A 21,806-nucleotide genomic window follows, 5' to 3' on the forward strand; every position below is an offset into this window, starting at 1 on the left:
GGGAGGCGAAACCATTGGGGTGCTGGCTGGTCAGCGCGGACACGCTCGCGGAGAGCCGCTTTGTCGTGTCGCCGCTCGCCGAGACCACCGCGAGCCTGAAGACCCTGGAGCGGGGCGCCGCCGCGCATCCGGGCGAGCGCGCCTGGCTCGACGCGTATCTGCCCGCCTACCGGGAGCGGTTGGCGGACGACCCGGTCACCGCGCTGCTCGTACGGGCCGGTCTTGGGCGCGGCTGGAACGCGACCTTCCTCACCCCCACGCCGACGGGCGACGGCGAGCAGGCGTTCACGGACGAGCTGGCGCGGATCCGCGAGACTCCCGCCGAGACGGCCCGCGCCGATCTGGCCGAATCGCTGGCGGGACCGCTCCCCGCCCGGCTGCGCCGGTCCGATCTGCCGACGCGCGCCGCCGATCTGCTGGGGTGGGTGTGGACGGAGACGGTCCTGCCCCACTGGCCCCGGCGGCGGGGCATCATCGAGGCCGATGTCGTCGCGCGGACAGGGCAGTTGAGCCAGGGTGGCTGGGCCGCCGCTCTGGACGGTCTGCGCCCGGGAATGCGCTGGCTGGGCGAGGGGCGGCTGCGGATCAACGCGGAGGACTATCCGCAACTGGAGCTGTCCGGGGCGCGGTTGATGTTCGTCCCGGTCACCCCCGGCCGTGGCTGGGTCTCCTGGGACACGGCCCACCGGTACGCCGTGGTGTACCCGTGCTCGGGCGCGCTGGCCGAGCCGGACCGGGCGCCGGTGCCCGAGACCCTGGGCGCGCTGCTCGGTACGGCACGGGCGGGCGTCCTCGTCCTCCTGGACGCGCCGAAGAGCACCACGCAGCTGGTGGCGCTGACCGGGCAGGGACTGGGGTCGGTGGGCCGTCATCTCAAGGTGCTGCTCGACGCGGGGCTGGTGCGGCGCCGGCGTACCGGGCGGTCCGTGCTCTATTACCGCACGGACGCCGGGCAGGTCCTGATGGATGCCCAAAGGCACGAGTGAGGGAGGCCGTCTCCGGCACCGTCTCCCGCGCCGTCCGACGAGCGGTCGCGAGCCGCCCCGAGGCCCTGAGCCGTCCCGGCACGGTCGTCGTGGTCGCCGATTCATCCGATGGATATGGATGCGACAACAGGATCCGGTCCTGAAAGGAGCATTGACAGGTTCAGGACATGCTTCAATCATCGGATCTCATGACGGAACTTCCCAGACGCCATGTACTCGGAATGACGGCAGGGGCGGCAATCGGCGCCGCTCTGGTTCACCCGGCCACGGCCGACGCGAGTCCGCGCACCACGCTGCCAGGGGCGGATACGGAGGGGGCAGGCGGTGACTGGGGCACGGTCCCGGCCGCTCTCCCCGTGCCCCTGGAGCGCTGGTTCGACAACGACGGCATCGACACCGCGGACGCCCGCGGTGGGAACTTCGACGGCTCCGGCTACACCTTCCCCGGCGAGGAACTCCCCACCGGGGAGGTGGAGATCGACGGACTGGTCTATCTTTTCCCGGCCGCCACGGCGGGCGCGAAGAACAACATCGTCGCTCTCGGGCAGCGCCTCGAACTGCCACCGGGCCACTATCTGTCCGGCCACTTCCTGACCGCGAGCAGCTATGGCGAGACCTCGGGAGAGGCCACCGTCCACTACGCGGACGGCACCACCTCGACCGCCGCACTCGGCGGCCCCGACTGGTACGGGGGCAAGGGCGCCCTCGTCGCCCCGTACCGCTACGACCCCACCGGCGCCAAGGACCCGCACCAGGTCGTGATCGCCGCCCCCACGCTCGCCATCGACCCGGGCAGGGAGGCGGTGGCCCTCACCCTGCCGGTCACCCGCCCCGCCGAGGCGAACTCCTCCTCGCTGCACATCTTCGCGCTCTCCCTCCAACCGGCCGTCGAGGGGCGGGCGCTGGCGGTACGCGGCGCGCGCTCGACGACGTCCTCGCTGGACCACGGCGCGCAGAGCGTCGAGGCCACGGTCGTCAACGCGGGAACGGTGGGCATCCTCGCCGCCGACGGGCTCAGCCTCTCCGTGGACGTCCCGGGCGCCCGTACGGTCGCGCCGGCCCGTGTCACCCGGCTCGCCCCCGGCGACGAGACCCGCGTACGGATCGGCATCCGCCCCGGCCCCGGCACCGCGCCGGGGACCAGCGTGGACGGCCGGATCGTCGCCCGGGGCCGGGGGCAGCAGGCCGCCGAGGTGCGCCGTTCCCTCACCCTCGGAGTGCCCGACTTCCTTCCGACCGACGACTCCCTGAACACCCATCAGGCGCCGTACTGGTTCCAGGACGCGAAGTTCGGCATCTTCATCCACTGGGGCGTCTACTCCGTGCCCGCGTGGGCGCCGGTCGGCGTGCAGTACGCCGAGTGGTACTGGTCCCAGATGCAGGACCCGAACAACCCGACGTACGCGTACCACCGACAGACCTACGGCGAGTCGTTCGCCTACGACGACTTCATCCCGCGGTTTCGCGCCGAGCGCTTCGACCCACGCTCCTGGGTCGAGCTGTTCCGGGACGCCGGCGCCCAGTACCACGTCCTGACCTCCAAGCACCACGAGGGATTCGCCCTCTGGGACACCAAGGTCTCCGACCGCAACTCCGTGAAGATGGGCCCGAAGCGCGATCTGATCAGGGAACTCTTCGACGCCTCCCGCCGCTACACCCCGGAGCTGCACCGGGGTCTGTACTTCTCGATGCCGGAGTGGTTCAACCCCGACCACCCGTGGCAGGGGCACGCGCCGCGCAATCCGTACACCCTGGAACCCGTCCCGTACACCGGCCACTTCGCGGGCCAGGACTACATCAAGGACCTCCAGGCCCCGCAGATGCTGGAACTGATCGAGGGGTACGACCCCGAGATCCTCTGGTGCGACATCGGCGGGGACAACGACAGCCATCGCGTCCTGGCGGAGTACTTCAACCACGCGAAGAACCGGGCGCGCCCCATCGAGGTGACCGTCAACAACCGCTCGGGCATCGGCCCGCACGACTTCACCACGCCCGAGTACACGACCTACGACACGGTCGTCACCGCGAAATGGGAGGCCAGCCGGGGGCTCGACCCGCGCTCCTACGGCTACAACCAGGCCACTCCCGACGACAAGTACATGACGACCGAGGAGGTCATCCACTCCCTCGTCGACATCGTCTCCAAGAACGGCAACTTCCTGCTCGACATCGGCCCCCGGGCGGACGGCACCATCCCCGAGATCATGGAGCGCAGGCTCCGGGAGACCGGGGAGTGGCTGAAGGTCAACGGCGAGGCGATCTACGGCAGTACGTACTGGGCGAGGATGCCGCAGCTCGGCGAGGACCTGCGCTTCACGGTCAGGCCGGAGAAGGCGTTCTACATCCACTCGCTCACCCGGCCGGGCAGCACCCTGACGGTCGAGGCCCCGGTGCCCGTCAGGCCCGGGGACCGGGTGACACTGCTCGGCCACGACCGGCCGCTGAGCTGGCGTACGACCGGCGGCAAGCTGGTCGTCGACGTACCGTCGGCGGCGCGCGGATCCGGGCAGCACGTCTGGGTGTTCAAGGTCGACTGGCGGTCCTGAGACGGTGAGGGGGGCCGGGGGCGGGAGTCCCGGGGACGGGGGTCGTCACCCGCCCCCGGCCCCCCTCGGGCCATGCCGGTGGTCAGCAGATACCGTCCCCCGGCCTGGGGTTGCTCAGCGCGAACAGCGGACGCAGCCTCAGGCCCGCCCAGGTGCCCAGGATCGCGACGGCCCCCCAGATCCAGCCGTGCAGACTGCCCGAGGCGATGCCCGCCAGATAGGCGCCGATATTGCAGCCACCGGCCAGCCGGGCGCCGATACCCATCAGCACACCGCCCAGCACCGCGGCGACAGCGGTCCGCCACGGCACGCCGCGATGGAGCGTCCAGGTGCCGCCGAGCGCCGCCGCCACCGCCGCGCCGATCATGATGCCGATGTCGGTCAGGCTGTTCTTGTCGGCGAGCACCGGGCCCGCCAGCATCCGCGCGTTGTTGGGCTGCTGCCAGAACGTCCAGGTCTCCGGATGCCCGCCGAGTGCGCGTACCAGCTCAGCGCCCCAGAGACTGAACGCGCTGGTGACGCCCCAGGCGCCACCGGAGACCAGCAGGACACCGGCGCCGAGCACGGACAGCGCCAGAGCGCCGGCGGCCAGCGGCCAGGAGCCGCGCAGCACCCGTGCGGCGGCGCCGCGCGCGGACGGTACGGGGCCGATGGGCGGCGGGTTGCGGCGGGCCTGGACGCGTCGCGAGACAAGCACGATGAGCGCGAGCGCCAGCATGGTCACGGCCCAGGAGCCGAACCAGCCGATATGGTCGGCCAGGACGACCGGCTCGAACGCGGGCAGGTCCTTCCAGAGGCCGAACTGCCAGGCGGCAAGGGTCGAGCCGGCGATGAAGCCACCCAGGGTGAGCACGATCGACGACTGCCCGGAACCGACCGCGAACAGGGTCCCCGAGGCGCAGGCGCCGCCGAGCTGCATGCCCACGGCGAACAGGAACGAACCGGCCAGCAGCCCCACGCCCAGGGGCCCGGCCGACGGCGCGGGCACCGAACCGAACAGACCGGTGCCGGTGCCGATCAGCAGCGCGAACAGGGTCGCCGTGGTCCCGAGCAGCAGGGTGTGGGCGCGCAGTCCGGTGCCATTGCCGACGGCGACGAGCTGCCGCCACGCGGAGGTGAAGCCGAAGCGCGAGTGGAAGAGCGCCACGCCGAGACCGAGGCCGAGCAGCAGCAGCACACCGGGCCGCGCCCCATGGGCGGACCACACATAACCGGTCAGCGCCACGGCGATCAGCGCGGACACGGCGAGCGGCACCCGGCGCACGGGCGGGGCGGGGGGAGCCTCGGGACGGGGTACGGAGGTGGGGGAGGGGGCGAGCAGGGCGGCGGGCTTCGTCGCCTCCACGGGCGGTGCGGTCATCGTGTGTCTCCGGGAACGGGGTACGGGACGGGGCGGGGTAACGGGAGGGGCCGGCACATCAGGAGCGGGCCGCCGACGGCCGGAGCGGCGGACGTCCGGCATCCCGCGAAGACGGGTTCCGCGGACAACGGTGTGCGTCGGTAAGGGTTCGTTTCGTCGATGACGGGTTCGGCGGCGACCGAATCAGCGACGACAGGTTGAGCGGCGACAGAGGCCGTCGTCGACACACCACGCCGAGTTCGCGACGAGCGCGAGACAGAGGAGGCGAGCGGGTGCGGACATGCGGATGAGCATAACGGCCGGTTTCCGCCTTGTGGACCGGTGTCTCGCCATACGGTCGGCGCTCGCCGGCGGCCGTGCCACCATCCGGCGTGGGTGGCCACCGCGTCCCGTACGTGCGGATGCCCGGCGGGGAGCGCGCCGTGCACATGACCGAGGTGGCCGGGGTCCCGGCGCGGCCGGAGCACCACCGCCGCGAGCCCGCGGCGCCCGCCGCTCCCTGACCGGGAGGGCGGGGCCGCGGGCCCGATGTCACGGCGTCGGTGAGACCGGGGCCGGGAGTGTGGCCCGGACCTCCCGGGCCGCCGCGACCAGGTTCTCCAGCGCGGCACGGACCTCCGGCCAGCCACGGGTCTTCAGCCCGCAGTCGGGGTTGACCCAGAGCCGTTCGGCCGGCACCGCCTCAAGTCCCTTGCGCAGCAGGTCCGCCACCTCCCCGGCGGAGGGGACGCGGGGTGAGTGGATGTCGTACACACCCGGCCCGACCTCGCGCGGATAGCCCGCCGCGGCCAGTTCGTCCGCGACCCGCATATGGGAGCGCGCGGCCTCCAGGCTGATCACATCGGCGTCCAGCGCGTCGATCGCCGGGAGGATGTCACCGAACTCCGCGTAGCACATATGCGTATGGATCTGGGTGTCCGCGCGGACCCCGCCGGTGGTGATACGGAACGCCTCGGTCGCCCAGTCGAGATACGCCTGGTGATCACGGGCCCGCAGCGGCAGCGTCTCCCGCAGCGCGGGCTCGTCCACCTGGATCACGGAAGCGCCCGCGCTCTCCAGATCAGCGACCTCGTCGCGCAGCGCGAGGGCGACCTGCCGCGCCGTGTCACCGAGCGGCTGGTCGTCCCGTACGAACGACCACGCCAGCATGGTGACCGGGCCGGTCAGCATGCCCTTGACCGGCCGGCCGGTGAGGGACTGCGCGTACGACGTCCAGCGCACCGTCATCGGGGCGGGGCGGGAGATGTCCCCGGCCAGGATCGGCGGCCGGACATAGCGGGTGCCGTACGACTGGACCCAGCCGTGCCGCGTGGCGAGGTAGCCGGCGAGCTGTTCGGCGAAGTACTGCACCATGTCGTTGCGTTCGGGCTCGCCGTGCACCAGCACGTCGATGCCGGTCTCCTCCTGGAACGAGATGACCTCACGGATCTCCGCCTCGATCCGCTTGTCGTACCCCGCCGCGTCGATACGGCCGGCCCGTAGATCGGCGCGGGCCGTGCGCAACTCCGTGGTCTGCGGGAACGAGCCGATGGTCGTCGTCGGCAGCAAGGGCAGCCCCAGACGGTCGCGTTGGGCCTCCGCACGCTTCTCGTACGGCTGGGGGCGGCGGCTGTCCGCGTCCGTGACGGCCGCAGCCCGTGCGCGAACGGCCGGGTCGTTGGTGAGCGCCGATCCCGCCCTGGACGCCAAGTCGGCCCGGTTGGCGGCCAGTTCGGCCGTGATGGCGCCGGTGCCCCGCGCGAGGCCACGGGCCAGCGTGACGATCTCCTCGGTCTTCTGCCGGGCGAAGGCGAGCCAGCGGGCGATCCCCGGATCGATATCGCGCTCGGCCGTGACATCCAGCGGCACGTGCGACAGGGAGCAGGAGGACGTCACATCCACCTGTCCGGCGAGGCCGAGGAGTGTGCCGAGGACCGACAGGGACTTCTCGAAGTCGTTGATCCAGACATTACGGCCGTTGACCACACCGGCGAGAAGACGCTTGCCCGGCAGTCCGCCGACCGCAGCCAGCTCATCGAGATTCGCCGCCGCGGGCCCGGTGAAGTCCAGCCCGAGCCCCTCGACGGGGGACTTGGCCAGTACGGACAGAGCCGCGCCGAGCTTGTCGAAGTACGAGGCGACCAGCAGCTTCGGCCGGTCGGTGAGGGAGCCCAGATCCCGGTAGGCGCGGGTGGCGGCGTTCAGCTCGGCCAGGGAACGCTCCGCCACCAGGGCGGGCTCGTCCAGTTGGACCCACTCGGCGCCCGCCGCGCGCAGATCGGCGAGCACCTCCGCGTACACGGGCAGCAGCCGGTCCAGCAGGGTGAGCGGCTCGAAGCCGGCGGCGACCCCGGGGGCCGGCTTCGCCAGCAGCAGATAGGTGACCGGACCGACCAGCACCGGACGTGCCGTCAGACCGAGCGCGAGGGCTTCCCGGAACTCGGCGACCTGCTTGCCGGAATCGGCGGTGAAGACGGTGTCGGGCCCCAGCTCCGGCACCAGATAGTGGTAGTTGGTGTCGAACCACTTGGTCATCTCCAGCGGGGTCACCTCCCGCGTACCGCGCGCCATCGCGAAGTACCCGTCCAGGGCGTCCGCTTCGACGGCGGCGCGGTGCCTGGCGGGGATCGCGCCGACCATGACACTGGTGTCCAGGACATGGTCGTAGTACGAGAAGTCACCGGTCGGCACCTCATGGACACCGGCGCCGGCGAGCCGCCGCCAGGTGGCGCGGCGCAGTTCGGCCGCGGTGTCCCGGAGGGCGTCGGCGGTGACCCGGCCCTTCCAGTAGCCCTCGACGGCCTTCTTGAGTTCCCGGTTCGGGCCCTGACGGGGATAGCCGTACACGGTGGCCCGGGCTGCCGCGGCTGCGGACTTCGTGGTCAAGGGACTCTCCTTCGCGAGTATGTCTCCCAAGATCCCGGCGACGGACCGCGGGCGCGAAGAGCTGAACAGATCCGGCGGCCGGCGGCGCTGTGCCGCCACGGATGCCCGCCCGATATGCACGCCGACCCGCCCACGAGGTCACCGAGATCTCCGCGCGCACCGGTGGCGCGCGGGCAGTGGCAGGTCTTCGGACTCGTGGGCGCGTCCCGTACCCGGTACGCGCACGGACGAACGCGCGTACCGACAGGGACTCCTACTGGCCGTCGCTTCCCGGGTCCGGCTCGGACCCAGTGCTGATGACGGCGGTCGTTCCCACTCACCGCTGCGGGGCAGTCCCGGATTTCCACCGGGTTCCCTCTTACGACGCGCCTACCTGGCCGGCAGGGCGAACCAACTGCACGAGCAGCTTAGGCGCTGAAGCGGATCAACGACAGCACGGTTCATATTCCGGCCATCCCATGGTCCTCCACCCGCCCGTCCGCCGGGTGTCACGCCCCGGACAGCAGCTCCTCGATCAGAGCGCCCACCTGCGCGGTCTCGATCAGGAAGCCGTCGTGCCCGTACGGCGACTCGATGGTTCTGAGCCGGTCGGCCCCCGGCAGGGCGGCGGCCAGCTCCGCCTGCTGGGCCGGCGGATAGAGCCGGTCGGAGTCGACCGCCGCGATCAGGGCCGGCATCCGGGCCCGGCGCAGGGCCGCCGCCGCGCCACCGCGGCCCCGGCCCACGTCATGGCCGTTCATCGCTTCGGTGAGGGTCACATAACTGCCCGCGTCGAACCGGCGCACCAGCTTCGCGGCGTGATGGTCGAGATACGACTCGATCTGGTACCGGCCGCCCTGCCAGGGATGGCCGCCCCGCTGCGGCTCCCGGCCGAACCGGGCGCCGAGTTCCGGCTCGCTGCGGTAGGTGACATGCGCGATGCGACGGGCGATCCCCAGCCCCCGGTGCGGACCGCCGCCGGCCGGGGCGTCGTGGTAGCGGCCCCCCTGCCACCCGGGGTCCGAACGGATCGCCGCGATCTGGACGGCGCCCCAGGCGATCTGCTCCGCGGAGGCGGCGGCCGGACACGCGAGGACCAGCAGCGAGCCGGTGCGCTCCGGCCGGCCGACAGCCCATTCGAGGGCTCGCATACCCCCCATGGACCCGCCGATGACCGCGGCCCAGCGCGCTATCCCCAGCGCGTCGGCGAGGGCCGCCTCGGCGGCCACCTGGTCGCGCTGGGTCAGATACGGGAACGCCGGCCCCCAGCGGTCCCCGCCCGGCCGCACCGAGGAGGGGCCGGTACTGCCCTGGCAGCCGCCGAGCACATTCGGGGCGACCACGAACCAGCGAGTGGTGTCGAGCGCCCGGCCGGGACCGACCAGGGCATCCCACCACCCCCCTGTGGGATGCCCCGGCCCCGCCGGTCCCGCGACATGGCTGTCCCCCGTCAGCGCGTGCAGGACCAGCACCGCGTTCGAGCCGTCGGGAGCGAGCCGCCCCCAAGTCTCGTACGCGAGCCGGACTCCGGGCAGCGTCCCGCCCGCCTCCAGCGGGAGCGGACCGTCGAGCGTCACCCAGGAGCGGCGGCCGGCCGGATCCCCCTCCTGCCAGCCACCGGTGACCGGCGGGAGGGGGAGCGTGGCCGGGTCGGCGGACGTGTTCAGGACGATGCCTTCGCGGCGCGGAACCCTGCCTCCAGATCGGCCTTGAGATCGGCCACGTTCTCCAGCCCCACCGAGAGCCGCACCAGCCCCGGAGCCGTGCCCGTCGCCGCCAGCTCCTCCTCGCCGAGCTGACTGTGGGTGGTCGACGCCGGATGGATGATGAGGCTGCGCACATCACCGATATTGGCGAGATGGCTGAAGAGTTCGACCCCGTCCACGAACCGCTTGCCCGCCTCGACCCCGTCACGCAGTTCGAACGCGAGGACCGCGCCGGCGCCGTGCGGAAGGTAGCGCCGCCCGGCCTCGTACCAGCGGTTGGACGCCAGCCCCGGGTAGTGGACGGCGGAGACCTCGTCGCGCTGCTCCAGCCACTCGGCGAGCGCCAGCGCGTTGGACGTGTGCCGCTCGACGCGCAGACTCAGCGTCTCCACGCCCTGGAGCAGCAGGAACGCCGAGTGCGGGGAGAGCGCGGGGCCGATGTCGCGCAGCAACTGCACCCGGAGCTTCACCGCGAAGGCGCCCGGACCCAGATCCGGCCAGTAGCGCAGCCCGTGGTAACTGGCGTCCGGGGTATGGAAATCCGCGAACCGCTCGGTGTGCGCGCCGAAGTCGAACGTGCCCCCGTCGACCACCACCCCGCCGATGGTGGTGCCGTGCCCGCCGAGGAACTTCGTCGCCGAGTGCACCACGATGTCCGCGCCGTGCTCGATCGGGCGGAGCAGATAGGGCGTCGGGACGGTGTTGTCGACGATCAGCGGCAGCCCGGCGTCGTGCGCCGCGTCCGCCACCGCCCGTACGTCGAGGACATTGCCGCGCGGATTGCCCAGCGTCTCCGCGAACAGCGCCTTGGTGTTGGGGCGTACGGCGGCCCGCCAGGCGTCGATGTCGTCCGGATCGTCGACGAAGGACACCTCGATGCCGAAGCGGGGGAGCGTGTGCCGGAAGAGGTTGTACGTCCCGCCGTACAGCGAGGTGCTGGAGACGATGTGGTCCCCGGCGCGGGCGAGCGTCAGGATCGCCAGCGTCTCGGCGGCCTGCCCCGACGCGAGCGCGACGGCCGCGACCCCGCCCTCCAGAGCGGCGATCCGCTGCTCCAGCACATCCTGCGTGGGGTTGTGGATCCGGGTGTAGATATTGCCGGGTTCGGCGAGGGAGAACAGATCGGCCGCGTGCTGGGTGTCCTTGAAGACGAACGACGTCGTCTGGTAGATCGGCACCGCGCGGGCGCCGGTCGTCGGGTCGGGCTCGGCGCCCGCGTGGATCTGCTTGGTCTCGAAGGACCATGAGGGACCGGCGTCCTGCCGGGAGATGTCCTCGGGAGTGTGTCCCCCGGTGATGGAGTCGACGGGCTGGCTCATATCAGGCCTCGCACGGGTTTCTCGGGACAGCGGAATCGCTTGATTACGGACCGTAGAGCCACCGGGCCATGGCCGGAAGCGCGCCGCGCGCATGGCCATGAACCCGCAATGACGCGGAAACACAAAGCGGTCAGGACAGGCCCCAGGCCGTGAGTCCCCTCAGGTCCGGCGGGCGCGCCTGCCCGCGCGGCGACGGCCGCGGTAGCGCTGCGCGAAGGGATGGGTGATCAGCAGGAAGGCGGTCGCGACCACGGCGATCGCCTCGGCGACGACGGCGAGCTTCTTGTCGCCGAACCAGAGGGGCTCGTACATGTTCGGAATCGGGCCCAGTTGGCCGACATCGACATAGCGGTAGATCAGCAGCAGCGCCAGACCGCCCGCCGCGACGCTCCACGCGAAGAGATCCCCGGGCAGCCGCTGCCAGACCAGCACGAGCAGCGCGGCGAGCGACGCCAGGGCGGCCTCGATACGGAAGAGGTCGCCCTGGCTGATGGTCGCGGTGACCACGTCGTACTGGTCGGCCAGATGGGCGTGGAGATAGGCGTCCCACGCGAGCCCCGCCGCGGCCAGCAGCCGGGCCGCTCCGCGCAGCACACGGAGTTTCCGGCCGGAACCCGAGCGTACGCCGGAGGGCGCTGAGGACATCACTTCTCCCGGGGTTAGTAACCGCCGCCGGTGTTCTGCTGCGGAGCGGTGTTCTTGTTGCCCGACCTCTTGAGGACGTACCAGGTGTCGTGGAACGAGACATCTCCCTGGCCGTTGGTGTCACCGGGCTTGTGGTCACCCGTGAACCGGTACAGGGGGTGGCCGTTGTACGTGACCTGCTTCGCGCCCTTGTCGCGGGTGGTGGTGGCGAGTAGATCCGCCTTCACCCCGCCGGTGCCCGCCTCGGGTTTCCCGGTGGTGAGCAGGGGTGGCCAGATTTTCACGCAGTCACCCGTACAGGTGGACTTGTTCTCCTTGTCCGCCTCGAAGAGATAGAGGGTCCGCCCCTCGCCGTCGACCAGGATCTTGCCGAGGGAGGTGGATCTCGCGGACACCGTGGCGACAGCTGTGGGGGAAGGGGACGGGCGCGCGGAGGCGGTGGCGGTGACCGCCACGAGACGCTCGGGTGCTCCCGACTTCCTCGCCGGCGCACCACCGTCGCCGCCCGAACATCCCACGGCCGTCGCCGCGCACAGCAGGGCCGTGGCCATCGCGGTGGCACGGCTGGTGATGGTCCCCATCGAGGCTCCTCGGATCCGGCCGCTCCACGGGCGGCGAGCCGCCCGACCGATCACGGCGGCACCACCCACTACACGCCACGCCCCGCGACGGGGCCACCGGACAGAGCCGTCCGAATGTACGGGGCGACGCACGCGTCGGCGCGGCCTCCGACACGAAGATGCGCCGGCGGACCGTGCCCAGCGGGCCGGGTCGGCTGTTCACCACAGGGGAGTCCGACAGCGCACCGCTCTGATCCGGGCCGGGGGGCCGTTCCCCATCCTCGTCCGAAAGGGGATTGACGCCGTGAACGCAGCAACCATGAGGCCGAGGGGCCGTCCCGCCCCCTCACCGCACGGCCGGCCGGGCAGGTGGGACCAGTACCGCCGGGCCGGTCGCTGGCTCGCCCTGGCCGCCGCCGCCCTGGTGCTGGGCACGGCCGCGGCCGGTGGCTGGTTCTACTCCGCGCTGAGCGGGAACATCCATGGCGCGGGCGTGGACGACGCCCTCGGCGACAACCGCCCCCAGGCCACCCAGGGGGGCGAGAACGTCCTGATCATCGGCTCCGACAGCCGTGCGGGGCTGGGCGGGGCCTTCGGCGAGAACCTGACCACCATGCAGTCGGACACCCTGATGCTGCTGCATATCGGCGGCAGCGGCGAATGGGCCACCGTGGTGTCGTTCCCCCGTGACTCGTGGGTACGGATCCCTTCGTGCCGCCAGGGCAACGGCGCTGTCTCCACCCCTCACCATTTCAAGATCAATGAGGCGTTCGCGATCGGCGGCTCCACCGGTGACACCGCCAAGGCCGCCGCCTGCGCGATCAAGACCGTCGAGCAGAACACCCGTGTCCGTGTCGACCACTTCATGATCGTGGACTTCCGTGGGTTCACCGGCATGGTGGACGCCCTCGGCGGCGTCGAGGTCTGCCCTCCCCTGCCCATCCACGACAAGAAGGCCCACCTCGACCTCCGCGCGGGGTGCCAGACGCTGAAGAACGAGCAGGCACTCGGTTACGTACGCGCCCGCTACAGCCTCGGCGACGGCACGGACATCGGCCGGATCGGCCGCCAGCAGGAGTTCATGCGCGCCCTCGCCGCCAAGGCCAGGGCCCAGCTGTACCAGCCGCGGGCGCTCTACGGATTCCTCGACGCGGCCACCGAGTCACTGACCACCGACCCCGAACTGGCCGGTCTCGAACCCCTCTACAAGCTCGCCTCCGGCATCAAACGCATGCCCGAGGAACGGATCACGTTCCTCACCGTCCCGAACTATCCCCGGGCCAGGGACGTCCCCGGCGACACGGCCAATGTCGTCTGGCACCCGCCCGCCGCCCAGCAGCTGTTCAACGCCCTCCTGAACGACCGGGAGATGACCAGGTCCCGCCTGGTGAAGGCGGCGGAGCAACTGCCCCCGGCGGCCGGCACCGTTCGGGTCACCGTCCTCAACGGCACCGACGTCCCCGGCAAGGCCCGGGAGACCGCCGAGCGGCTGCGCGCGCTCGGCTTCCGGATCACCGCGACCGGCAACGCCCCCGCCGCGGCCGGGCGGAGCACGCTCACCTACCCGGAGGGCCTGGCGGACCAGGCCCGGTCCCTGGCCACGAGACTCCCCGGCCTCGACCCCGCCCCCTCCGAGGGGACCGGGCCCGGCACGGTGACCCTCACCATCGGACCCGATCTGCCCGATGTCACGGGGTGACCCGCGCCTCCGTCGCACGGACCGTCAGCCCGGCCGCGCCAGTGACAGCAGCGCCTCGTACGCGCTCTGGACGAATGCCTGGTCGGCGGCCGGGCTCGTATTCGTCAGCGCGACCAGGGCGGTGCGGTGGCGCGGGCTGAACCCGGCGAAGGCGCTGAAGCCACGGGTGCCGCCGGAATGGTGGTAGACATCGCCGTCCGGCCGGACCCGGATGTTCCAGATCAGCGCCAGCCGCTTGCCGCCGTCGCGCAGGGCGAGCCGGGGGCGGACCACATCCACCAGCGCCGTACGCAAGGTGCCCGGCACCGGCACCGATGGCGGGCAACCGGACGGGGTGTCCGGCGCGTTGTCCAGGATGGCGTCGAGAAGGCCCAGCAGATCGCGCGCGCTGGACCGGACCGCGCCGGCCCCCGCGAGCCCGGGGATCAGCCACGGCGGCCGGGCGCGACCGTGCCAGTAGCCGGTGGCCTGCGGAAGGTCGGGCCCGCAGCTGGTACGGATCAGCCCGAGCGGATGGAGCACCCGGGCCGCGAGGAGATCCCCGTACCCCCGCGGGCCACCCGTCGCGGCGCGGGTGAGGAGGTGACCGAGCAGCCCCACACCGAAGTTGGAGTACCGCACGCGCTCGCCGGGGCGGGCGTGCGGACGAGTCCTCGCCAGGGCGCGCAGCAGATCGGTCGTGGAGAAATGGGCGTACGGATTGGAGAACCAGTCCGCCGCCGCGCTGCCGAGGAGCCCCGGAGGCAGCCGGGGCAGCCCCGAGGTGTGGGTGGCCAGATGGAGCGGGGTGATGGGGCCGCCGCGCGGCCGGGGGAGGGAGTCCGGCGGCAGGAAGCGGGCCAGGGGATCGCCGTACGCCAGCTCGCCCCGGGCCACCAGCTCGGCGAGCAGCAGCGCCGTGAAGCACTTCGTGAGGGAACCGATCTCGAACCGGGTGTCGGCCGTGACCGGGATCCCGCCGTGGTGCGAGGTGCTGCCGTAGGTCACCAGGGCCCGCCGGTCGCCGTGACGCAGCGCGACCGCGACCGCGCCGGCACGCGGCGCCGCCGCCCTGATGGCGTCGGCGGGACGGCGTGCCCAGTCGGGCGGGCGCGGACCGTCGTCGGCGTCCGCCACGTACCTCGCGGCGCCGTCCGTCCGCGCCGTCCCCGCGGTCCCTTCCGCCGCCGGCCCCGCCGTCCCGGTCGCTTCCTCGGCCCCGGCGGCGCCCAGCGTCATGAGCGGGTGCCGAGGGAACGGGAGACGGCGAGGGTACCGGCGACCGCCGCGACCACGGTGGTGTGGTGGTGGGCGGCGAAGCGTTCCACGGGATCGTCGCCGACCGGCCGGCCGTCCCGGGGCATCAGCCCGTCCTCGTGCTGAATCTCGGCCAGCCGCTCCCACTCCGCCGGATCGCGACGGGGCTCGGGGAGACAGTTGCTGACGATCAGCAGCTCGGCCACCAGATCCCATTCCCCGATCTCGGTCCAGATGTCGATCCAGACGGGCAGCCAGCGGCCGAGGTACTGGGCGACATCCCCCGGCAGCCCCGAGGGCAGCCGCCCCCAGTCGGTGAGATGGAAGACGGTGTGCGTCATGTAGTAGGCGGTCATCCAGTCGATGAGCCAGGGCTCCGGGCACGCGCCCAGCCAGGTGGCGCGGGACAGGGCGGCCCAGTCGGTGGCGAGGCCGCCCTGGTCGAATCCGCCGATCCGCGCCGCGTTGGCGACGGCGAGACGGCGGTTGGGCAGCACCTCCGACGCCCGCGCCGAACGCAGCGAGGTGGTGTGCGCCAGCAGCCGGTCCAGTGCCTCATGGCGGTAGTCGCAGCGGGTGAAGTGGGCGTAGGTCTCCAGCGGGTCGGTCATCATCGGATAGCGCAGCAACCGTTCATGGAGCATGGCGCCGCCCCCGAGTTGCTTCCAGCTGAAGTCCAGCAGCTCGCGGGCGAGCCGTAGTTCGGCGGAGCCGGCCACGCCCTCGCGCAGGACGAGCGAGGCGGCGAGCGCGGTCTCGCCCAGCGGTTTGTACACGCTGTCGGGCTCGGCGAGTTCGGCGGTGGTGTCGGGCGGCAGGGCGCCGTGCTCCCGGTGGGTATGGAGCCAGGTCAGCGCCTGGGCGGCGATCCGGTGGGCGGCTTCTGTGACGGGCATGGCCATCGGGTCGGTCCGATCGGGTACTAGTGCGGGATCCGGGTGGCTTGTGCGAGGAATCGGCGGGAGGCGAGGGAAAGGGCGGAGCGGATCGCGGGGCCGAGGGCCCGGGGGGTCGGGGTCCCGGTCAAAGGGCGATCAGGCGGCGGGAGATCGCCGTGTCCAGCGCCGGCCGGTCCCCGCCGACGAAGAGCCCGACGTGCTCCACCAGCGGCGCCGCGTCGAGCGGCAGTCTCGCTCCGTCCGAGCGCAGCCAGGCCAGCCAGCGCGCGATCCGCGCGGCGGTGGGGTAGTCACGGCGCAGTACGGCACGGGTCGCCCCGCGCGCCAGCGCCAGCGGTGATCTGCGGGCGGCGTCATGCACCGGACCGTCAAGACCCGGCAGCGCGAGCGTGGACAGCTGCCCCATCCTGACGGCCCATGCGGCCCACCCCGCCGCGTCGTCGGCCGGTGCGTCGTCCGCCGGGCACGCCGGCCGCGGCGCCGTCAGCCGCCTGTTGTCACTGCCTGTGAGCACGGTGAGCAGCGTGACGGTGCCCCAGTCGCGCCAGGCCATCAGCCACGGGCTCTCGGGTCCGCCGGGCGGCGGGGGCGGCGCCTCACGCGCGGGCGGCAGCGCCGAGAACGCCAGGGTGATGGCCGCCGCGTCCTCCGGGTGGAGCGGGGCGCCCGCCAGTACGACGGGCGCGAAGGTATCGGCGCCGAGGATACGGATCGCGGCCAGCGCGGCTCCGGGGTCCCGAGCGCTCTCGACATGGGCGGCGACCACGGCCGTGCCCTCGGCGCCCCGCAGGGCACCGAGGGCACGTCGTGCCAGGCCGGCCGCTGATTCCTGGTAGGCGGTCCGCGACCGGTCCTGGCTCACAGGCCCTTCGGCTCCTTCGGCTCCTTCGGGGAAAGGAGAAGCAGCAGAAGCAGCGCGCCCGCCGCTTCCGGAGCGTAGACAGGAGCGTCGCTGAAGGGTGCCTCGGGTTCTGCCATCGCCATGGTCAACGCGTGGTGGTCCAGAGTGATTTCTCTCGGCCGGACGGTCTGAGAAAGCATCGATGGGCTCCTCATGTAGATGCCTAATGCCCTGTATGGGCAACGCACCGCCCACGCTAAGTTACATATGACAAACAGGCCAATTGGGATGACACATGGTCATACCGGCACCCGTCATGTCCTCATGCGGCCTGTCTCCTGGTCACGTTCACGTCTGTCATGTCCGCGTCTACACATGGAAGGGGACGGTGGTCACCACGATCTTCGGGAGGGACCGCAGCGCGCGCCGCAGCCGTCCGGCCAGCGGGCTGTGGAGCGGACGGTGCCACCAGTGCCGTTCGACGATCTCCGGCAGGATCACCGTGATGGTCAGATCGGGGCGCTGACGGTGCAGGGATGTGAGATAGCTGATGAGCGGCGCCACCGTAGCCCGATAGGGGGAGAGGACGATCCGCAGCGGAAGATGGTCCCCCCACAGCGACCAGGCCTCACGGAACCGCTCCGCGTCCTCGTCGCTCGGGCTGACATGCAGTGCCAGTACGGGCTGCTGGAGGGAGGCGGCGTACGCCAGCGCGCGCATGCTCGCCTGCTGGAGCGAGTCGATCGGCACGACCGAGAGATGGCGGATCTCCTGGGGCGAGTCCTCGGCCTCCGAGTCCTCCGCTCCGGCCGACGGGGCCCCGGGGCCGGCCGGGGGTTCCGGGCACGGCTGCGGTGTGATCGTGCCGCTGGGGATCTCGATCGTCTGCGGATGCAGCCGCAGCGCCTGCCCGACCTTCTCGTAGTGGCGTCGGATCCGCGTCGTCACCAGGAGGAACAGGGCGACGGTGAGAATCGCGAGCCATGCTCCTTCGGTGAACTTGGTGATTCCGGCGGTGATGAAGACCACCGCGGAGAGCAGCGCCCCGGTGGCGTTGAAACAGAGACTCTTGCGCCAGTGCCGGTCGCGCTTGCGCCACCAGTGCATCACCATCCCGCTCTGCGACAGGGTGAAGGCGAGGAACACCCCGACGGCGTACAGCGGGATCAGCGAGGCGGTTTTCCCGTCGAACGCGACATAGACGCACACCGCCGTCACGGAGAGCAGAATGATCCCGTTGCTGAAGGCCAGCCGGTCGCCGAGACGCAGAAAGATCCGTGGTGCGTGGTTGTCGCGCGCCAGCAGGTACAGCACCCGGGGGAAGTCGTTGTACGCCGTGTTCGCCGCGAGCAGCAGCACCAGCGCGGTCGCCGCCTGGGTGAAGAGGTAGAGGGGGCCCGAACCGAAGCTGCGATGGGCCAGTTGGGACAGCACCGTCTCCCGCGACTGCGGAACCACACCCTCCAGATAGACCATCGCCATCGTGCCGGCGAACAGCGCGATGAGCAGCCCGATCATCCAGGACAGGGTGGTGCGCGCGTTGCGCCAGGCGACCGGTTTGAAGGCGGGCACGGCGTTCGAGATCGCCTCGATACCGGTCATCGCCGTCGAACCCGAGGCGAAGGAGCGCATCACCAGCAGCAGACCGACACCCTCGACCGCGTGCAGCGGCGGGGTCGGCACGGGCTCGAAGTCCCGGCCCGCCGCGTCGTACACACCGACCGCCACCAGCGCGGTGATGGCGATGACGAAGGCGTAGGTGGGCGCGGCGAACAGAGCTCCGGCCTGCCGGACACCCCGTAGATTCCCCGCCAGCAGTACGGCGATGACCAGCACGCCGATCAGCACGGCGTCATCGGCAAGCCCGGGGACCGCGGAGGTGACAGCGGCCATCCCCGAGGAGACCGAGACGGCGACCGTCAGGATGTAGTCCGTCATCAGCCCGGCCGCCGCCACCAGCCCCGGCACCCGCCCCAGATTGTCGGTGGCGACGATGTACGAGCCGCCGCCGTGCGGATACGCCCGGATCGTCTGACGGTACGAGAGCCCGACGGCCAGCATCAGAAAGACGATCGCGCCGGCCACCGGCACGGAATACGCGAGCCCCGCGGTACCCGCGAGCACCAGGACCGCCAGCAGCGCCTCGGGACCGTACGCCACCGACGACAGCGCGTCGGCGGAGAGCACCGGCAGCGCGATCAGTTTGCGCATCCGCTCGCTGGCGATGGCCGTGCTCCTCAGCGGCGCCCCCAGCAGCACGCGCCGGACGAAGGCGCCGAACCTGCCGAGGGGTGCGCCCATCTCGCTGTCCACCGCCTTGGGCGGCGGCGCGTTGAGCTCGGGTACCTCCACGAAGCGGCCGAAGCGGGCCGGGACGATCTGCGCCGGCTCCGGGTAGCTGCCGGTATCGGGGTCCACGGGCAGCGCGCGCCGCCATGCGTCGGGGGTGGCGGACACCCGCTCCCACTCCTGCCCGATCAGCCGCAGCGTCGAGGACTGCTCGGCGTCGAGTTTCGGCACGGAGAGCGGCGCCGGGGCGGTGTCGGCCTGGGGCTGGTCCCGGTCCTGCGGCTGGTCCCGGGGCCGGTCCCGACCGCCTCGGCCCTCGTCTCCCTGGGGTCCCTGGGTATCCGTCACATCCGCGAGTCTCTTCGGCGGACCGGGTCACCGGCCGCGCCCGCGCCGGACGACACACGGCCGGATGCGGCGACAACCCGTTCGGACGTACGGCTCGCGACGGGCCACGCGTGCGCCGGGCCCGCCGGACGGACCGGGGCATCCCACCAGCCGCCCGGTGGGGATGCCCCGGCCCCGGCAGTCCCGCACCATGGCTGTCTCCCGTCAGCGGGCGCGGGACCGGTACGAGGGGGCCGGACCGGTACGAGGACGCGGGCCGGCCGGCTACGGCTCCGGCACGGTCCCCGGCTCCGGCGCGGCCCACAGCGCCGAGGGCGCCGCACGCCGGATCACCGGCGCGACCTCCTCGGCGAACCGCTGGAGTTGCTCACGCTGCTCGGGCAGGCCCAGTCCGAATCCATCGACGGTGATGGACTGCAGATCGTGCCCGTAGACCTCGTGGTAGCCGAGTATCTTGTCGATGATCCGCTGCGGACTGCCGATGAGCTGCGGGCCGCTCTCGATCGCCTCCTCGATGGTGGTGAAGGGGGTGTTGTAGCCGGCCTTGCCCACCAGATGCGGTTTGAAGGTCTGCTGGACGCGCTTCTCGTACTGCTCCTTGAAGTCCCTGACCGCCCGCTCCGTGGTGTCCGCGATATAGAGACCGCCCGAACCCGCGGCCACATGAGCCCGCGCCGGATCGTGCCCGTACTCCTCGAACTTCTCGCGGTAGTGGCCGATCAGCCGCGCGTACGCCGCACGCGGCTGGATGGCGTTGGCGGTGAAGAGCGGGTCGCCGTGTCTGGCGGCCAGCTCGGGGGAGTTGAGGCTGGTGGCCGAGCCGTGCCACACCCGGGGCGGACCTGCGTACGGGCGCGGCACGGTCGTGACGTTCTTGAGCGGCGGCCGGAACAGGCCCTCCCAGTCGAGCTGTTCCTCGCGCCAGAGCCTGCGCAGCAGCTCGTACTTCTCGGCCTGGTACTCCCACTGCCGTTCCTCGTCAAGACCGAAGAGGTCGAAGTGCCCGGCCTCCGCGCCCTTGCCGATGACGAGCTCGATCCGGCCCCGGGAGAGCTGGTCCAGCGTCGCGTAGTCCTCGGCCACCCGCACCGGATCCAGGATGGCCACGACCGTGACCCCGGTCAGCAGCCGGATACGGGAGGTACGGGACGCGAGCGCGCCCAGGATCACCGTGGGGCTGGAGGAGAGGAACGGGCCCGAGTGCCGCTCCCCGACGGCATAGGCGTCGAAGCCGAGCCGCTCGGCCTCCACCCCCAGCTCGACGACTTCGTTCAGCCGGTCGGCCGCGGGCGGGAGTTCCCCGGTGAGGGGGTGTGGTGCGTGTCCGACGATGGTGAGCACGGAGAATCTCATGACTGCCTTCCGCTGCGTCCGAGGTCCGGTCCGAGCGAGGGCCGGCGGTGTGAATGCGGTGTGCGTGGGGAGAGCGGGCCCGATCCGGCTACTGACCGGTCTTCGGCAGCCCCTCGGGGTTCAGCTCGGAGGAGGCCACGGCCTCGTTCGCCAGTCCCCACCGCTCCAGGACCTGCTGGTACGTACCGTTCTTGATGAGGGTGTCGATCGCCTGCCGGAACGGCTCGATCAGACCGTTGTCCTTCTTCGTGGTGGCCGCGATCTTGCCCTGGACCGCGTCCCCCGCCCCCGAGAACGTGCCGATGATCTCGGTCTGGCCGGTGGAGGCGGAGTGGTACGCGGCGACCGGGTTGGGGCCGAGATACGCGTCGAGGCGGCCGGAGCCGAGCGCCAGATAGTAGTCGCTGGAGTTCTGGTAGATCTTGACCTCGGTGGGCTTCAGGCCCTTCGCCACATTCGCCTTGCCCCAGTCGACCAGCAGCTTCTCCTGGTTGGTGCCCGAGCCGACCCCGATCGTCCGGCCCGCCACGTCCGCCGGGCCCTTCACCCGCCAGTCGGTGCCCTTCTTGGCCTCGAACGCGATGTTGTCCAGCCGGTAGGTCGCGAAGTCGTACTTCTCCTTGCGCTCCTCGGTGACGGTGATGTTGCTGAGGCCGAGGTCGTACTTGCCGCTGTCGAGACCGACGAAGATATTCGCCCAGTCGACGGTGTTGTAGTGCGGCTTCAGGCCGAGGACGTCCGCGACCAGCGAGGCGAGATCCGGCTCCACCCCGATCACGGTCTTGTCGTCGGTGGCGTAGAAACCGAGCGGTGGCACCGAACCGGCCGCGTTGACGATCTCAAGGGTGCCCCGTTCACGGATCTCCGCGGGGACGAGCGCCGCGATGGAATCCACCGCGGGAGTGGTGATCCGCTTCTGATCGGGGCTCAGATTGATCTGGAACCCCTTCTTGTCACCGGCCCCAGCCCCCACCGTGTCGGTGCTGCCGTCGGCGGAGTTGCCGCAGGCGGTGACCGAGAGGACGGTGACGAGGCCGAGCAGGGCGGAGGCTGTACGGAGGTGACGACGACGGGGCGGCACGGAGGGCTCCTCGACAGGGTGGCGGAACACACGGAAGGACGAGTGACAGAAGATCGGACGAACGGAAGAACGGAACGACGAGGGGTGGGGC

General features: G+C 71.5%; 17 protein-coding genes and 1 riboswitch. Of the genes, 4 read left to right on the top strand and 13 right to left on the bottom strand.

Annotation, left to right across the window (positions count from 1 at the left end):
• Window positions 1-14 precede the first annotated feature (14 nt).
• Together M1203_RS15000 and M1203_RS15005 are read left to right on the top strand one after the other, a co-directional pair.
• On the top strand, window positions 15-986 hold the full coding sequence (locus M1203_RS15000; protein WP_249950180.1) for a helix-turn-helix transcriptional regulator: 972 nt from the start codon (window positions 15-17) through the stop codon (window positions 984-986).
• A 188-nt stretch (window positions 987-1,174) separates the two neighbouring features.
• Window positions 1,175-3,535 carry an alpha-L-fucosidase gene (locus M1203_RS15005; protein ID WP_249950181.1) on the top strand — a complete coding sequence of 787 codons (2,361 nt, stop codon included), beginning with the start codon at window positions 1,175-1,177 and terminating at the stop codon, window positions 3,533-3,535.
• A gap of 82 nt (window positions 3,536-3,617) precedes the next feature.
• Here M1203_RS15005 and M1203_RS15010 read toward each other — a convergent pair whose 3' ends face one another.
• The gene (locus M1203_RS15010) at window positions 3,618-4,895 is read right to left on the bottom strand and encodes a YeeE/YedE family protein (protein WP_249950182.1); all 1,278 of its coding nucleotides are present in this window, start codon (window positions 4,893-4,895) and stop codon (window positions 3,618-3,620) included.
• Window positions 4,896-5,266: 371 nt separating this feature from the next.
• On the opposite strand from M1203_RS15010, the gene M1203_RS38735 reads away from it, so the two are divergent.
• On the top strand, window positions 5,267-5,398 hold the full coding sequence (locus tag M1203_RS38735) for a hypothetical protein (RefSeq protein ID WP_283958635.1): 132 nt from the start codon (window positions 5,267-5,269) through the stop codon (window positions 5,396-5,398).
• 28 nt (window positions 5,399-5,426) lie between these two features.
• Here M1203_RS38735 and metE read toward each other — a convergent pair whose 3' ends face one another.
• The 5 genes from metE to M1203_RS15035 form a co-directional block, all read right to left on the bottom strand.
• The gene (metE, locus tag M1203_RS15015) at window positions 5,427-7,760 is read right to left on the bottom strand and encodes a 5-methyltetrahydropteroyltriglutamate--homocysteine S-methyltransferase (RefSeq protein WP_249950183.1); all 2,334 of its coding nucleotides are present in this window, start codon (window positions 7,758-7,760) and stop codon (window positions 5,427-5,429) included.
• A gap of 160 nt (window positions 7,761-7,920) precedes the next feature.
• A riboswitch (cobalamin riboswitch) is annotated at window positions 7,921-8,170 on the bottom strand.
• 78 nt (window positions 8,171-8,248) lie between these two features.
• On the bottom strand, window positions 8,249-9,406 hold the full coding sequence (locus M1203_RS15020) for a homoserine O-acetyltransferase (RefSeq protein ID WP_249950510.1): 1,158 nt from the start codon (window positions 9,404-9,406) through the stop codon (window positions 8,249-8,251).
• Entirely contained in the window at window positions 9,403-10,764 is a 1,362-nt protein-coding gene (locus M1203_RS15025) for a bifunctional o-acetylhomoserine/o-acetylserine sulfhydrylase (protein WP_249950184.1), read from the bottom strand. The genes M1203_RS15020 and M1203_RS15025 overlap by 4 nt, the downstream gene beginning before the upstream one ends.
• Window positions 10,765-10,923: 159 nt before the next feature.
• Window positions 10,924-11,409, bottom strand: coding sequence for a hypothetical protein (locus M1203_RS15030; RefSeq protein WP_249950185.1), 486 nt, complete (start codon window positions 11,407-11,409; stop codon window positions 10,924-10,926).
• Between the two features lie 14 nt (window positions 11,410-11,423).
• Window positions 11,424-11,990, bottom strand: coding sequence for a hypothetical protein (locus M1203_RS15035; RefSeq protein WP_249950186.1), 567 nt, complete (start codon window positions 11,988-11,990; stop codon window positions 11,424-11,426).
• 283 nt (window positions 11,991-12,273) lie between these two features.
• Here M1203_RS15035 and M1203_RS15040 point away from each other — a divergent pair, with 283 nt between their 5' ends.
• Entirely contained in the window at window positions 12,274-13,668 is a 1,395-nt protein-coding gene (locus tag M1203_RS15040; protein WP_249950187.1) for an LCP family protein, read from the top strand.
• A gap of 24 nt (window positions 13,669-13,692) precedes the next feature.
• Here the strand turns inward: M1203_RS15040 and M1203_RS15045 are convergent, their stop codons facing one another.
• From M1203_RS15045 to M1203_RS15075, 7 genes are all read right to left on the bottom strand, one after another.
• Window positions 13,693-14,886, bottom strand: coding sequence for a serine hydrolase (locus M1203_RS15045; RefSeq protein WP_249950188.1), 1,194 nt, complete (start codon window positions 14,884-14,886; stop codon window positions 13,693-13,695).
• Window positions 14,883-15,806, bottom strand: a complete 924-nt coding sequence (locus M1203_RS15050; RefSeq protein WP_249950189.1) for a hypothetical protein — start codon at window positions 15,804-15,806, stop codon at window positions 14,883-14,885. Before M1203_RS15050 ends, M1203_RS15045 begins: the two co-directional genes overlap by 4 nt.
• Before the next feature lie 121 nt (window positions 15,807-15,927).
• Window positions 15,928-16,665, bottom strand: coding sequence for a hypothetical protein (locus M1203_RS15055; RefSeq protein ID WP_249950190.1), 738 nt, complete (start codon window positions 16,663-16,665; stop codon window positions 15,928-15,930).
• Window positions 16,662-16,844: a hypothetical protein gene (locus M1203_RS15060; protein WP_249950535.1), complete on the bottom strand. Its 183-nt coding sequence runs from the start codon at window positions 16,842-16,844 to the stop codon at window positions 16,662-16,664. Before M1203_RS15060 ends, M1203_RS15055 begins: the two co-directional genes overlap by 4 nt.
• Before the next feature lie 169 nt (window positions 16,845-17,013).
• A complete protein-coding gene (locus M1203_RS15065) occupies window positions 17,014-18,855 on the bottom strand; it encodes an APC family permease (RefSeq protein WP_249950511.1) in 1,842 nt (613 codons plus the stop codon).
• A gap of 690 nt (window positions 18,856-19,545) precedes the next feature.
• Window positions 19,546-20,634, bottom strand: a complete 1,089-nt coding sequence (locus tag M1203_RS15070; protein ID WP_249950191.1) for an LLM class flavin-dependent oxidoreductase — start codon at window positions 20,632-20,634, stop codon at window positions 19,546-19,548.
• 88 nt (window positions 20,635-20,722) lie between these two features.
• Entirely contained in the window at window positions 20,723-21,715 is a 993-nt protein-coding gene (locus M1203_RS15075) for an ABC transporter substrate-binding protein (protein WP_249950192.1), read from the bottom strand.
• Window positions 21,716-21,806 lie beyond the last annotated feature (91 nt).

Source organism: Streptomyces sp. 35G-GA-8 (genome assembly GCF_023534745.1).
In the GTDB taxonomy this organism is placed as follows: Bacteria; Actinomycetota; Actinomycetes; order Streptomycetales; family Streptomycetaceae; genus Streptomyces.

Excerpts from the sequence above, each read along its gene's own strand:
- M1203_RS15065 (WP_249950511.1), bottom strand. The coding sequence starts at position 18,855 with ATGCGCAAACTGATCGCGCTGCCGGTGCTCTCCGCCGACGCGCTGTCG.
- M1203_RS15060 (WP_249950535.1), bottom strand. The coding sequence starts at position 16,844 with ATGCTTTCTCAGACCGTCCGGCCGAGAGAAATCACTCTGGACCACCAC.
- M1203_RS15030 (WP_249950185.1), bottom strand. The coding sequence starts at position 11,409 with ATGTCCTCAGCGCCCTCCGGCGTACGCTCGGGTTCCGGCCGGAAACTC.
- M1203_RS15050 (WP_249950189.1), bottom strand. The coding sequence starts at position 15,806 with ATGGCCATGCCCGTCACAGAAGCCGCCCACCGGATCGCCGCCCAGGCG.
- M1203_RS15005 (WP_249950181.1), top strand. The coding sequence starts at position 1,175 with ATGACGGAACTTCCCAGACGCCATGTACTCGGAATGACGGCAGGGGCG.
- M1203_RS15045 (WP_249950188.1), bottom strand. The coding sequence starts at position 14,886 with ATGACGCTGGGCGCCGCCGGGGCCGAGGAAGCGACCGGGACGGCGGGG.
- M1203_RS15070 (WP_249950191.1), bottom strand. The coding sequence starts at position 20,634 with ATGAGATTCTCCGTGCTCACCATCGTCGGACACGCACCACACCCCCTC.
- M1203_RS15010 (WP_249950182.1), bottom strand. The coding sequence starts at position 4,895 with ATGACCGCACCGCCCGTGGAGGCGACGAAGCCCGCCGCCCTGCTCGCC.
- M1203_RS15035 (WP_249950186.1), bottom strand. The coding sequence starts at position 11,990 with ATGGGGACCATCACCAGCCGTGCCACCGCGATGGCCACGGCCCTGCTG.
- M1203_RS15025 (WP_249950184.1), bottom strand. The coding sequence starts at position 10,764 with ATGAGCCAGCCCGTCGACTCCATCACCGGGGGACACACTCCCGAGGAC.